Genomic DNA, 12,340 nt, shown 5'->3' with positions numbered 1-12,340 from the left:
AAAATTCCTATAAACTGATCTCCTCAAAATTTCTAAATCCATTGAGGAAATCCTTCACTGTCATTCTTTTTTTACCTTCTAACTGAAGTTCTTGAGGGAAATAAGCACCATCTTCCGTATAGATTTTGAATTCGTTTTTAGAAATATCCAAAGTTCCGGAAGGCTTTCCGTGATTCATGATTTCGAATTTTCCTGCAAATATTTTTAATCCTTTTTCCTCTTCTCCAATTTTGATCGTGGTGAAGGCAGCCGGATAAGGTGACATTCCAAGGATGAACTGGTGAACAGTTTTTGATGGAGCTTTCCAGTTGATTCTGGTATCTTCCTTAAATATTTTATAAGCGTTTTTAGGATGCTCAACATGAGGCTGAGGTCTTTCGGTAATAGAATTTTCAGCTAAACCGTCAAGTGTTTTTACAACCAGTGATGAACCCATCTCCATTAATCTGTCGTGAAGACTTCCTGCGTTTTCATCCGGTACAATTTCCAGTTCCTGCTGAAGAAGAATATTTCCTTCGTCTATTTTTTCATTGATGAAAAATGTAGTGGCACCGGTTTTTTCTTCACCGTTAATCACTGCATAATTAATGGGAGCTGCTCCTCTGTAATCAGGAAGCAATGAAGCATGAAGATTGAACGTTCCCATTTTAGGCATTTCGAAAAGAACCTTTGGCATCATTCTGAAAGCAACCACGATGAAAACATCGGCATCCAGTTTTCTCAGTTCTTCCAAAAATTCAGGGTTTCTCAATTTTTCAGGCTGGAAAACAGGAATATTATTTTCGGCGGCATATACTTTTACCGGAGACTGATTGATCTTCTGTCCGCGGCCACTGGCTTTGTCGGCGACAGTTACAACACCTACCACTTCATGACTGGACTGATGGATAGCCTCCAAAGAAGTCTTTGCAAACTCCGGAGTTCCTAAAAAAACGACTTTCAATGATTTCATGGTGCAAAGATAAGGGTTTTTGGGAGAGTTTTGGAGTTGGAGGGTATTAGAGTTGGAGTGTTTTAGAGTGCGAGAGGTTGAGAGTATATGAGCAGGACGTTTTGTTGCTGGTTGCTAGTTGCTGGTTCAAACCGTGAAGCCCTGAACGCGCATCCCGAAACTTTTTTAACTATTAAAATGAATCTAAATTCCTAGTTTTCCAAGTCTTGTCTGAAATCTGATGTTTGATATCTGCTGTCTAAATTTCACCATTCACTGGCGAAGCAAAATTCACCATTCACATTATTTATTCCTCATGATTTAGCGCATAGGTTCTGAAGTTCAGCATCTTTACTTTTCCTGAATCTAAGAGGAAAATCAGGTTTTCCAGGATGTTGTTTTTAGAATGATAATTGAGCTGAACGGATAAGTCTTCGATCGTTGAAGGTTTTTTGGCCAACAGATTAATGATCTGCTGGGAAATGTTTTTTCCGAAAATGGATTGCTTGTTCTTTTCACAGACTGAACACTGGCCACAGTTTTTCGTATTTTTTTCACCAAAATAGGCGAGAATAAGTTTCATTTTACAATAATCATTGTTTTCTATGAAGAACTTGATTTCTTCCCATTTCTGGATTTTATTCTTTTGGATGTGTTCAAAAAGCTTCCAGTACGCTGCATTGATGGCTCTTTCATCACGGGGTTTTAGAAACTTGATGCTCGATAAAGCGCCATCTACATATTCCAGATAATTTTTCTGCTGAAGTTCTTTCAAACGTTCTTTGATCAAAGGCAGACTTACCCCGATCTTATTGCTGACCTGCTGTTCGCTGAACATTACCTTATGAGTGGTGATTCCTGACACGGTACGGAGCAGAAGCTCTATGAAATAAGCATCTTTCTGTGGCAGCTGGTCTATTTCTTCAGCATTGAACAGAAGCTCCAGTGAAGAGAGGCTCTTGTTGTCGTTATGATAGATAATTTCCTGATTGTGAAGGAAATTAAGGACATTGCTGATCTTAGCTCTTGACAGTCTTGTGAAATTTTGAATTCCCTGGATATTCAGCTGGAAAACTTTTTCCGGCAATTCATATTCTGCGACCTGGAAAATAGAGTAGAGGTAGGTGATGATTTTTAGAAATTCAGCTTTGTTGGGAATCTGGTTTTTTAAAATTTCATCAAAATTAAGAAGTTCCTGTTTGTTCCAAAGAAGAAATGCGAAACTGTCTTTCCCATCTCTTCCCGCTCTTCCGATTTCCTGGTAGAAATTCTCTAATGAAGGGGCAGGCGAATAGTGGATCACAAACCGGACATTATCCTTGTCTATTCCCATACCAAAGGCATTGGTGGAAATCAGAACATGATTGTCGCTGGTATTCCAGAGATTTTGTTTGGCATTTTTTTCTTTCGTCGTTAAACCGGCGTGAAAATAATCTACATTTTTAACCTGGTTTTTTTTGAGGAATTCGGCCAGCATTTCCGCATCTTTTCTCGTTCTTACATAGACAATTCCTGAGTCATTATTGTGTTTTAAAATATCAAAAACACGTTGAAATTTATCGGAAACTTCATCCATGAAAATCCGGATATTTTCTCTCCTGAAACTTTTCTGAAAAACAAACGGCTTTTTTAGTTCCAGTTTATTTTTGATTTCTTCCAGAACTTTAGGAGTGGCCGTAGCTGTTAAAGCCAGACATGGAATCTTTGGATTATTTTTTCTGAATTCTTTAATGTTCTGATAACTCGGTCTGAAATCCTGCCCCCATTCTGAGATACAGTGGGCTTCATCTACAGCAATAAATGACAGCTGAATTTCTTCAATATTCTGCAGAAACTGGCTATTTGTCAGTCTTTCCGGGGAAACATAAAGAAGTTTGGTAAGGCCATCCTTACAACGGTCATAGACTGCTTCTGCATCGTATTCATCCAGCTCGGAAGATAGATAGTCTGCTTCGATACCACGGTGTTTCAGCTGGCTTACCTGATCTTTCATCAAAGCCAGAAGAGGAGAAATCACTAAACACGTTCCTTCTTTGAGTAATGCTGGAAGCTGGTAGCAGAGTGATTTTCCGGCACCTGTGGGTAATAAGACAAGACTGTCTTTTTCGTTAATGACTGCATCGATGATTTCTTCCTGGGAATCTCTGAAACTGTCATAGCCCCAAAAATATTTTAGGGTATCAAATTTTAATTTTTGGAAGTCCTGCTGAGAAATCATAGGGTAAAAGTAATAAAAGTATTACAACAAAAAAAGCCGTGCGAGGCACGGCTTTAATATATTAGCTGATAAGTTTATTATTTAGCTTCGAAGTATACTCTTCTGTTTGCTCTGTTTTTCCATTCAGGACATTTAGTAGCTGGTTCGCACTCAGGATATTTAAGGTCTTTTTCACCTTTTCCTACTGCGTTGATTTTTCCATTCTGAACTCCGTTTTTAATCAAATAATTCTTAACGTTATTGGCTCTTCTTTCAGAAAGTTTCTGGTTGTAAGCGTCAGTACCTCTGGTATCAGTAGCACCGATTACACTGTAAGAACCTGTTGAAGAGTTAATATAGTTTACTGCATTATTTAAGATTGGAGTGTTTGAAGGTAAAATTCTGTCAGAATTTAAATCAAACTCAATTCCTTCAAGTTTAGTTTCTGTTTCTACTACAGGTCCTGTAGGTGTTGTAGGACATCCGTTGTTTTCTACAGGTCCAGGAACAGTTACACACTTATCGTAAAGGTCAATTACACCATCAAGGTCAGTATCAAGAGCTACACCGGCACCATCCACTCTTGCCCCTGCTGGAGTATCAAGTTGTCTGTCCCAATCGTCGCAAACACCGTCATTATCAGCATCTCCTTTTTTACATACTTCAATATCCTGGTTTTTGTTAGCCAAAACATCAAGCTTGTAATAGATTTCCTGAAGCGGGTCGTGCCACATTAAGTGAGACTCGTGTTTTCCTAACTTTAATGAAATACCTAAAGTGGCATTAAAGAAGTTATCAGATACCTGCTCTTCACGTCTGTTGATTGCGCTGTATTTGTCACCACCTCCGTCGAATTCATCATCACCGGTAACTACATACATCAATCTTCCTTCAAGATCAAGTCTTCTGTTGATTTTATATTTTAAACCGGCACCAGCCTGCATAAACATAGAACCAAATTTGAAAGGCTTCACTTCAGTAGCCAATACCTGTCCTTTGATGTCTTTCTGGTATGCTCTGTAAGCGATTGTACCTACACCAGCATAACCGTGAAGTGCCCATCTGTAAGGAGAATGGTTATCAACTCTTCTTAATAAGTTAGAGAAGTTAATGTCTCCCAATAAAGAGATTGCATCATACTGAGTTCTTGCTCCTACAGCTTTCGCATCAGGGGCAGCATCTTTAGTATTGAACCATCCCTGTCTTGTTTCACCTCTGTCGTATTGTAATTTTAAACCGAAAGCATGAGTAATTGCTTTATCGATACTTACATAAGCAGAGTATCCGAAAAGGTTTTTACCATTACCATTCTTGATAGAAGTAAGGTCCGCTGACTGAATTAGCGGTACACCTGCACCGGCAGAAATAGACCAGTCATTAAATCTTTTTGATTGATTGGTAAATGGGGAAACATTGGCAGAACCGGAAGAAAAAGTATTCGGATATTCTCCATTTGAAACTGCCGTTGAGTCTTGCGCAAAGCTTACGGCAGGAATTGCCATGGCTAATGCAACAATTGCTAAACTTAATTTCATAGTGTTATTTTTTTAAGTTAATTTAAATGATTTTATTTCTTAATTAATTTATTCTTATCATCTCTTCTTAATAGTTCTGATATGTATAATTCACTACATACCGAAATGTATCAAAAATAATATAAAGGTAGGTAAAAAATTTCGTAGTAAAAAAAAAACCGAAAAGAATTGTTCTTTCCGGTTCATTTGAAAGGTTTATTTTTTCTTCTTTTTAGCTGATTTTTTTACTGGAGCATCGTCATAATCTTTCTTTTTAATAGAATCCCAATCTGTGCTCTCTATAAATCGAACCGTAACTTTTCTGTCTGCCAATCTTTCTGCATCAGATGCGGTTGCAGGTACTACAGCTTCAGCCGAACCTACTCCCTTAGATTTCAATACATTTTGGCTTACTCCTCTGTTTTCCAAGGCAGATACCACTGCTGCAGCTCTTTCTCTGGATAATTTAAGGTTGTATGCGGCGTTACCTTTTATATCTGTATGTCCGGTTAAGAGATAATTTCCTCCTTTATCATTAATGATTTTTGCAGCCAGATCCAATTTGTCATTAGATTCCGGTCTGATAGTCGCCTTATTGAAATTGAAGTAGATATCCTTAAGGTTTTGCTCTATTTCTATGGCAGTCTGGTTATTATCTACTTTTTTAACAACTGGGCATCCGTTATTTTCTACAGGTCCCGGAACGGTTACACACTTGTCGTTAAGGTCTATTACACCGTCAAGGTCGGTATCAAGAGCTACACCGGCACCATCTACTCTTGCCCCTGCAGGAGTGTCAAGCTGTCTGTCCCAATCATCACAAACTCCGTCGTTATCGCCATCTCCTTTTTTACATACTTCAATATCCTGCTTTTTATTAGCCAAAACATCAAGTTTGTAATAGATTTCCTGAAGTGGGTCATGCCACATTAAGTGAGATTCGTTTTTTCCTAACTTCAATGAAATACCTAAAGTTGCATTGAAGAAGTTGTCAGATACCTGCTCTTCACGTCTGTTGATTGCACTGTATTTGTCACCACCTCCGTCGAATTCATCGTCACCGGTAACTACGTACATCAATCTTCCTTCAAGATCAAGTCTTTTGTTGATTTTGTATTTCAAACCGGCACCAGCCTGCATAAACATAGAACCAAATTTGAAAGGCTTCACTTCAGTCGCCAATACCTGTCCTTTGATGTTTTTCTGGTATGCTCTGTAAGCGATTGTACCTACACCAGCATAACCGTGAAGTGCCCATCTGTAAGGAGAATGATTGTCAACTCTTCTTAGTAAGTTAGAGAAGTTAATGTCTCCCAATAAAGAAATTGCATCATACTGAGTTCTTGCTCCTACAGCTTTCGCATCAGGGGCAGCATCTTTAGTATTGAACCATCCCTGTCTTGTTTCACCTCTGTCATATTGTAATTTTAAACCGAAAGCATGGGTAATTGCTTTATCGATACTTACATAAGCAGAGTATCCGAAAAGGTTTTTACCATTACCATTCTTGATAGAGGTAAGGTCTGATGACTGCAATAATGGTACACCTGCACCGGCAGAAATAGACCAGTCATTAAATCTTTTTGATTGATTGGTAAATGGGGAAACATTAGCAGAACCGGAAGAGAATGTATTTGGATATTCTCCATTTGAAACTGCTGTTGAGTCCTGTGCATAGCTAACGAAGGGAATCGCCAGTGCTAATGCAGCAACAGCTAAATTTAATTTCATCATGTATTTATGTATTAAAATTTTTTTTCTTATACTGAAGAAAGCAGTCTTTCAACTGCTTTTTCATTATATTATTTGGTAGGGCATCCGTTGTTTTCAACTGGTCCGGGAACGGTTACACACTTGTCGTATAGATCTATAACACCGTCAAGATCCATATCCAAAGCAACACCAGCACCATCAACTCTTGCACCTGCAGGAGTATCAAGCTGTCTGTCCCAGTCATCGCATACACCATCATTATCTGCATCACCTTTTTCACATACTACCAGGTCCTGAGATGCATTTTCCAGAACGCTCGTTCTATAATATGCTTCCTGAAGCGGGTCATGCCATGCAAGATGAGATGCTTGTTTTCCAAGTTTAAACGTTAGTCCTAAGTTTACAGTCCAAGCATTATCAGATCTTGATTTGCTGATCATGTTGTATTTTGAACCAAGAGTAGCAGGGTCGTAATCGTTAGCTTCGGCCCAACCGCCTCCGTCAAATTCATCATCACCGCTTATGATATACATTGTTCTTGCTTCGATATCGATAAGTTTGGAAACATTATACTTTAATCCTATACCGAATTGATAGAAGAGGGAGTTAATATCAAAATCTTGTTTGATGAACAGGGGAACTCTTTTTGGAGAATCGCTCCATCTGAATTCATTGCTATCGTGAAGAGATGTGTCATAACCCTGGAATCCAATACCTGCATAACCATGGAAAGCCCATCTGTAAGGAGAATGATTGTCAACTCTTCTTAATAAGTTAGAAAAGTTTACATCTCCCATTAAGGCAAGCTGGTTATATTTGGTAGTTGCTGTTCCAACACCTGCTGCTGCTCCTGCAGCGCCTCCAAGCATTGCTTTCTGTTTCGTTTCCCCTCTCTGATAGATAAGGCTCAATCCGAAAACATGTGTAATCTGCTTGTCAATACTTACGTACGTATTATACCCCCAGTTAACCTTTTTGTCATAAAAAGATCTAAGATCAGAATGTACCATAAATGCAGCACCTCCACCAACGGAAATAGACCAGTCGTTGAAACGTCTGGCTTTGTTGTCAAAGCGTTGTACATTTGCGGAACCTGAAGAGAAGGTATTAGGATACTCACCGGAAGAGTTTACTGCAGTACTATCCTGAGCATAAGCAGCGATAGGCAGTATGGCTAATAATAATAAACCTAATTTCATATATGTTTTATGTTTTATTTAGATAAAATCTTTCAATAATATTCTGGAAAAATCTCTTTCAAACAAATGTTTTTGATGAGGGATTTCCAATCTTTCTGATCTGAAATTCAGACCGTTATATTTAATGATGTCAATATCTATTATTCTATCGCTATAGCTTCCAGATGATTTTGAATCATTAATTCTTCCCATCTCAACTTCAATACTTTTAATAAAATCAAGCAGTTGAATAGGTGAAAGATGCGTGAATATTATTGATGCAATATTACAAAAAATATTAGAACTGACAAATTCTACCGGTTCTGTTGTTAAAAATTCGCTGGTTTGTGATATTTCATTTCCGCCTTCCCTGATCTTTTCTAAGGCAAGCTCTAAATTTTTTTTTTGGTCTCCAAGGTTACTTCCTAGTAACAAAACCACCCTATGCTGCGACATATTGGAAAATTGATTGATTTATGAGAAGTTTCTTTAAAAATGTATTGGCAAATATAGTGGCAATTGTCCTATTATGTGCCGTATTTTTCGTCTTTTTCATCATGATGCTTGTGTTCAGTTCCATGGGGAATGACAAAGCCGTGTCTGTGAAAAACAATTCTGTTCTGACGATTAATTTAAAGACTAATATAATAGACAGCCCTACAGAAGAAGAAGTGGGACTGTTCAATATCAGCGATAAAAGCAAAAGCGTTCTTTTGTATGATGTTCTGGAAGCTATCAAAAAGGCTAAAACCGATGATAAGATTAAAGGGATAAGTATTGAAGCTGATGACCTGCATGCAGGAATGACCCAGATCGATGATATCAGAAATGCTATTGAAGATTTTAAAAAGAGCGGGAAATTTGTGTACGCTTATGGAAATGCTGTTTCGCAGTCTGCCTATTATTTAGGATCTGTGGCAGATCAGTACTACCTTAATCCATCAGGAATGATAGAATTAAAAGGATTGGCTACTGAAGTTGCATTTTTTAAAGATTTTGCAGATAAATACGGAATCGGTATTGAAGTGATCAGACATGGAAAATTCAAGTCTGCAGTAGAACCTTTCTTAAGGAATGATATTTCTCCGGAAAATAAAGAGCAGTTAAGTACTCTTTTAAATGATATCTGGAGCAGTACTTCAACTAAAATGGCTGTTTCACGAAAAATGGATACCGCTCAGTTCAAAACTGTTGTTGACAGTTTATACGGAATGATTCCTGAATTGGGATTAAAATACAAACTGGCTGACAAGCTGATCCAGAAAACGGAATATGATCAGATGATCAAATCAAAGCTTAGTCTTAAAGAAAAGGAGAAGCTGAATAAGGTGTCATTAGCCGGCTACATCAGTTCTTATGCAGACGAGGATAAGTCAGGAGAGAAAGTAGCTGTTTTGTATGCTTCAGGAGGAATTAACAATGGTGATGGCTACAATGAGATCTTTTCAGAAAGATATGTGAAATATATTAAAGAACTTCAGGATGATGAAAAAGTGAAAGCGGTTGTTTTCAGAATCAATTCTCCGGGAGGAAGTGCTAATGCTTCAGATGAAATTTTATTTGAACTTCAGCAGTTGAAAAAGAAAAAGCCTTTAGTGGTATCTTTCGGTGATTATGCAGCATCCGGAGGGTATTATATTGCAATGGCTGCGGATAAAATTTATTCAGAGCCTAATACGCTGACAGGATCCATCGGAGTTTTCGGAGTGATTCCTTATTATAAGGATCTTGCGAACAAAAACGGTATCCGCTCAGATATTGTGGCTACCAATGCCAATTCTCAATACTATTCTGCATTGAACGGAGTTACACCATACGGCGTGAATCTGATCACAAGAAGTGTGGAAGGGACTTATAAGAGATTTGTGCATTTTGTGACTCAAAACAGAAAACAGACTTTCGAGCAGATCGACAATGTAGGTGGAGGTAGAGTATGGAGTGGGGTTCGTGCCAAGCAGATCGGTCTTGTGGATGAATTGGGAACATTGAATGATGCTGTGAAATTTGCCGCCCAGAAAGCAGGATTAAAATCTTACCACGTTTCTTCTTATCCGAAAAGAATGACTCCTTTTGAGCAGATCTTCAAAGACCTGAACGAAGAAGATATCTCGGCAAGAATTATCAAAAATAAAATTGGTAAAGCCAACTATGAAATTCTTCAGCAGATCACAGATGAGAAACTGAAGTCTGAAGTGAAAATGGAAATGCCTTACCAGATCAAGATCAACTAAACTAAATTATATTGTACAAAAAATCCCGGAACTGAATTTCAGTTCCGGGATTTTATTTTTTATCTGCTGTATCAGCTTTTCTTGGTAGCCATTCCGTAGATCCAGAGAACGATTAAAGCGCCTCCGATAGCCAGTATCCAGCTTCTGGGATTCCAGAATGAAGTAACGTCTCCCCAGTGCAGAACATAAACTCCTATTGCACCGCCCACGAAAGCTCCGATGATCCCTAGTATAATGGTGATCAGCCAGCCGCCTCCCTGGTTACCCGGCATAATCATTTTTGCGATGGCTCCAGCCAGTAGCCCGAATATAATCCATGTTAAAATTCCCATAGTTGCAAATTTTTTAAATGTTAATATGTATTGATGTGTTTGCTAAGTTAAGGGAAAACATGACGTAAATCATCTTTTCTTGAAAAATGAGTCAACAAATTCCGTACCATTGAAAAGTTGGAGGTCAGTCATCTTTTCACCCACCCCAATATATTTTACCGGAATCTGGAACTGATCTGATATACCAATGACAACACCACCTTTAGCAGTTCCGTCTAGTTTTGTTACGGCTAATGCATTCACTTCTGTAGCTGCTGTAAACTGTTTGGCCTGCTCAAATGCATTCTGACCTGTAGAACCGTCAAGAACAAGCAGGATCTCATGAGGAGCATCAGGAATTACCTTCTGCATGACTCTTTTGATCTTGGAAAGTTCGTTCATCAGGTTGATCTTGTTATGAAGTCTTCCTGCAGTATCTATAATCACTACGTCTGCATCCTGCGCTACGGCACTTTGTACGGTATCAAAAGCTACGGAGGCAGGATCTGAGCCCATATCCTGTTTAACGATAGGAACACCGACTCTTTCGCTCCAGATGACCAACTGGTCCACAGCTGCCGCTCTGAAGGTGTCTGCTGCTCCCAAGACCACCTTTCTGCCTTCGGATTTGAATTGGTGAGCCAGCTTCCCGATTGTTGTTGTTTTTCCTACACCATTTACCCCAACTACCATGATAACGTAAGGCTTTTTCGAACTGTCTATATTTCCTGTTCCTGCATGAGGATTTTCAAGAAGTAAGCCTGAGATCTCTTCGCGAAGAATGTCATCAAGTTCACTTACACCGACATATTTATCACGGGCAACACGCTCTTCAATTCTTTCTATGATCTTGATGGTTGTAGATGCGCCTACGTCAGATGCAATCAGTATTTCTTCCAGGTTATCCAGTACTTCATCATCTACTTTGCTTTTACCGACTACGGCCTTCGTCATTTTTTCAAAGAAACCCTGGCTGGATTTTTCCAGACCCTTATCTAAAGTTTCTTTTTCTTCTTTTTTGAAAATATTTTTAAACCAACTCATAGTTCATTCTTATTTGTTTTTTATAACTGCCGTGGCTTCCACTTCTATAAGTACATCGTCTCTGAAAAGACGGCTTACTTCCACAAGGCTGCTCACGGGAGGATTTTGAAGGTTGATATATAAGTCACGGATTTTTCTAAAGTCTGGTGTTCTGGAAATATCGGTGATAAATATTCCCAGTTTTACAATATCCTTTCCTGTTGCTCCATATTCTTTCAGGATGCTTTCAATGTTTTTAAAAACCTGTTGGGTCTGCTTTTCGACGTCGTTTCCTACGAGATTTCCTGCAGCATCCAATGGAACTTGTCCGGACAGCAAAATCATTTTGGAATTTCCACAGTCAATGCTTGTTGATTGTGACAATCCTTTAATGGTAAAAACTTCCGCCGAGTTTTTGTATTCTACACTGTTCATCTTTTTCTGACCGAATGAAAATAGAAAAATTTCTGTGAAAACCAGAATAAGAACCTTTTTCATATGGGTGTATATTGAATTGATTAATAATCTGGTGAACAAAGATAACAAAAAAACTACCCAAAATATGAGTAGTTTTTTATATTGTAAATAAAGTGGAGATTATTTCTTCAAATAACCGTCTACTTCGTCTGCATTCATTACTTTTTCTTCGAAAACGTAAGCACCTGACTTAGATGACTTAACCATTTTCACAACTTTAGTCATTTTTTTTGACTGTCCGCTTTGTAGGGTTGCTACTACTTTCTTTGCCATGGTAAATTATATTTATAAATTACTTGATTTCTTTGTGAAGGGTAGATCTTTTAAGAACAGGATTGTACTTCTTAAGCTCTAATCTCTCTGTAGTGTTCTTTTTATTCTTAGTAGAAATGTATCTTGACATTCCTGGCATACCGCTCTCTTTGTGCTCTGTACATTCAAGGATTACTTGAACTCTATTTCCTTTTTTTGCCATGATTTATTAATTCTTTTTAATCAATCCGTTTCTAGTAGCTCTTTCAATAGCTTCTTCGATTCCAATCTTGTTAATCACTCTCAATCCATGAGCTGATACTTTCAGTGTTACGTGCTTATCTTGCTCCGGAAGGTAAAATTTCTTCTCTAATAAGTTAATTTCAAAACGACGCTTCGTTTTGTTATTAGCGTGAGAAACGTTGTTACCAACCATTGCACGCTTTCCTGTTATTTGGCAAATTCTTGACATATCTCGATGTTCTTATTTGTATAATATTTGAGAGTGCAAAA

General features: G+C 38.2%; 13 protein-coding genes. 1 reads left to right on the top strand and 12 read right to left on the bottom strand.

Features of this window, described 5'->3' with window-relative positions:
- Positions 1-7: 7 nt before the first annotated feature.
- The 6 genes from fmt to folK all read right to left on the bottom strand — a co-directional run bounded on the left by fmt (position 8) and on the right by folK (position 7,989).
- Positions 8-952 carry a methionyl-tRNA formyltransferase gene (gene fmt, locus BM143_RS06740; RefSeq protein ID WP_090023778.1) on the bottom strand — a complete coding sequence of 315 codons (945 nt, stop codon included), beginning with the start codon at positions 950-952 and terminating at the stop codon, positions 8-10.
- Between the two features lie 286 nt (positions 953-1,238).
- Positions 1,239-3,149 (bottom strand): RecQ family ATP-dependent DNA helicase, encoded by a 1,911-nt coding sequence (locus tag BM143_RS06735; RefSeq protein WP_090023777.1) that lies wholly within the window; start codon positions 3,147-3,149, stop codon positions 1,239-1,241.
- A gap of 77 nt (positions 3,150-3,226) precedes the next feature.
- Positions 3,227-4,663, bottom strand: a complete 1,437-nt coding sequence (locus tag BM143_RS06730; RefSeq protein WP_090023776.1) for an OmpA family protein — start codon at positions 4,661-4,663, stop codon at positions 3,227-3,229.
- Between the two features lie 195 nt (positions 4,664-4,858).
- A complete protein-coding gene (locus BM143_RS06725) occupies positions 4,859-6,373 on the bottom strand; it encodes an OmpA family protein (protein ID WP_090023900.1) in 1,515 nt (504 codons plus the stop codon).
- Between the two features lie 71 nt (positions 6,374-6,444).
- Complete coding sequence (locus BM143_RS06720; protein ID WP_090023775.1) at positions 6,445-7,554, bottom strand: flagellar motor protein MotB; 1,110 nt, start codon at positions 7,552-7,554, stop codon at positions 6,445-6,447.
- 18 nt (positions 7,555-7,572) lie between these two features.
- Positions 7,573-7,989 (bottom strand): 2-amino-4-hydroxy-6-hydroxymethyldihydropteridine diphosphokinase, encoded by a 417-nt coding sequence (gene folK, locus BM143_RS06715; protein ID WP_090023774.1) that lies wholly within the window; start codon positions 7,987-7,989, stop codon positions 7,573-7,575.
- 20 nt (positions 7,990-8,009) lie between these two features.
- Here folK and sppA point away from each other — a divergent pair, with 20 nt between their 5' ends.
- Positions 8,010-9,764 carry a signal peptide peptidase SppA gene (gene sppA, locus BM143_RS06710; RefSeq protein ID WP_090023773.1) on the top strand — a complete coding sequence of 585 codons (1,755 nt, stop codon included), beginning with the start codon at positions 8,010-8,012 and terminating at the stop codon, positions 9,762-9,764.
- Between the two features lie 71 nt (positions 9,765-9,835).
- Here the strand turns inward: sppA and BM143_RS06705 are convergent, their stop codons facing one another.
- From BM143_RS06705 to rpmB, 6 genes are all read right to left on the bottom strand, one after another.
- Positions 9,836-10,096 (bottom strand): GlsB/YeaQ/YmgE family stress response membrane protein, encoded by a 261-nt coding sequence (locus BM143_RS06705; RefSeq protein ID WP_034723756.1) that lies wholly within the window; start codon positions 10,094-10,096, stop codon positions 9,836-9,838.
- A 69-nt stretch (positions 10,097-10,165) separates the two neighbouring features.
- Positions 10,166-11,119, bottom strand: a complete 954-nt coding sequence (gene ftsY / locus BM143_RS06700) for a signal recognition particle-docking protein FtsY (protein WP_047452060.1) — start codon at positions 11,117-11,119, stop codon at positions 10,166-10,168.
- Between the two features lie 9 nt (positions 11,120-11,128).
- Positions 11,129-11,596, bottom strand: a complete 468-nt coding sequence (locus BM143_RS06695; protein WP_090023772.1) for a RidA family protein — start codon at positions 11,594-11,596, stop codon at positions 11,129-11,131.
- 99 nt (positions 11,597-11,695) lie between these two features.
- A complete protein-coding gene (locus BM143_RS06690; RefSeq protein ID WP_002976755.1) occupies positions 11,696-11,848 on the bottom strand; it encodes a DUF4295 domain-containing protein in 153 nt (50 codons plus the stop codon).
- A 19-nt stretch (positions 11,849-11,867) separates the two neighbouring features.
- Complete coding sequence (rpmG, locus tag BM143_RS06685) at positions 11,868-12,050, bottom strand: 50S ribosomal protein L33 (RefSeq protein WP_027373683.1); 183 nt, start codon at positions 12,048-12,050, stop codon at positions 11,868-11,870.
- A 6-nt stretch (positions 12,051-12,056) separates the two neighbouring features.
- Positions 12,057-12,299: a 50S ribosomal protein L28 gene (gene rpmB / locus BM143_RS06680; RefSeq protein WP_002976757.1), complete on the bottom strand. Its 243-nt coding sequence runs from the start codon at positions 12,297-12,299 to the stop codon at positions 12,057-12,059.
- Positions 12,300-12,340 lie beyond the last annotated feature (41 nt).

Source organism: Chryseobacterium oleae (assembly GCF_900115055.1).
Lineage (GTDB): Bacteria > Bacteroidota > Bacteroidia > Flavobacteriales > Weeksellaceae > Chryseobacterium > Chryseobacterium oleae.
Note: the sequence above shows the minus strand (reverse complement) of the source record. Positions and strands in the feature narration are given on the sequence as shown.

Bases quoted from the DNA above. Each gene is read 5' to 3' on its own strand.
- fmt (WP_090023778.1), bottom strand. From the start codon at position 952: ATGAAATCATTGAAAGTCGTTTTTTTAGGAACTCCGGAGTTTGCAAAG.
- BM143_RS06735 (WP_090023777.1), bottom strand. From the start codon at position 3,149: ATGATTTCTCAGCAGGACTTCCAAAAATTAAAATTTGATACCCTAAAA.
- BM143_RS06730 (WP_090023776.1), bottom strand. From the start codon at position 4,663: ATGAAATTAAGTTTAGCAATTGTTGCATTAGCCATGGCAATTCCTGCC.
- BM143_RS06725 (WP_090023900.1), bottom strand. From the start codon at position 6,373: ATGAAATTAAATTTAGCTGTTGCTGCATTAGCACTGGCGATTCCCTTC.
- BM143_RS06720 (WP_090023775.1), bottom strand. From the start codon at position 7,554: ATGAAATTAGGTTTATTATTATTAGCCATACTGCCTATCGCTGCTTAT.
- folK (WP_090023774.1), bottom strand. From the start codon at position 7,989: ATGTCGCAGCATAGGGTGGTTTTGTTACTAGGAAGTAACCTTGGAGAC.
- sppA (WP_090023773.1), top strand. From the start codon at position 8,010: ATGAGAAGTTTCTTTAAAAATGTATTGGCAAATATAGTGGCAATTGTC.
- BM143_RS06705 (WP_034723756.1), bottom strand. From the start codon at position 10,096: ATGGGAATTTTAACATGGATTATATTCGGGCTACTGGCTGGAGCCATC.
- ftsY (WP_047452060.1), bottom strand. From the start codon at position 11,119: ATGAGTTGGTTTAAAAATATTTTCAAAAAAGAAGAAAAAGAAACTTTA.
- BM143_RS06695 (WP_090023772.1), bottom strand. From the start codon at position 11,596: ATGAAAAAGGTTCTTATTCTGGTTTTCACAGAAATTTTTCTATTTTCA.
- BM143_RS06690 (WP_002976755.1), bottom strand. From the start codon at position 11,848: ATGGCAAAGAAAGTAGTAGCAACCCTACAAAGCGGACAGTCAAAAAAA.
- rpmG (WP_027373683.1), bottom strand. From the start codon at position 12,050: ATGGCAAAAAAAGGAAATAGAGTTCAAGTAATCCTTGAATGTACAGAG.
- rpmB (WP_002976757.1), bottom strand. From the start codon at position 12,299: ATGTCAAGAATTTGCCAAATAACAGGAAAGCGTGCAATGGTTGGTAAC.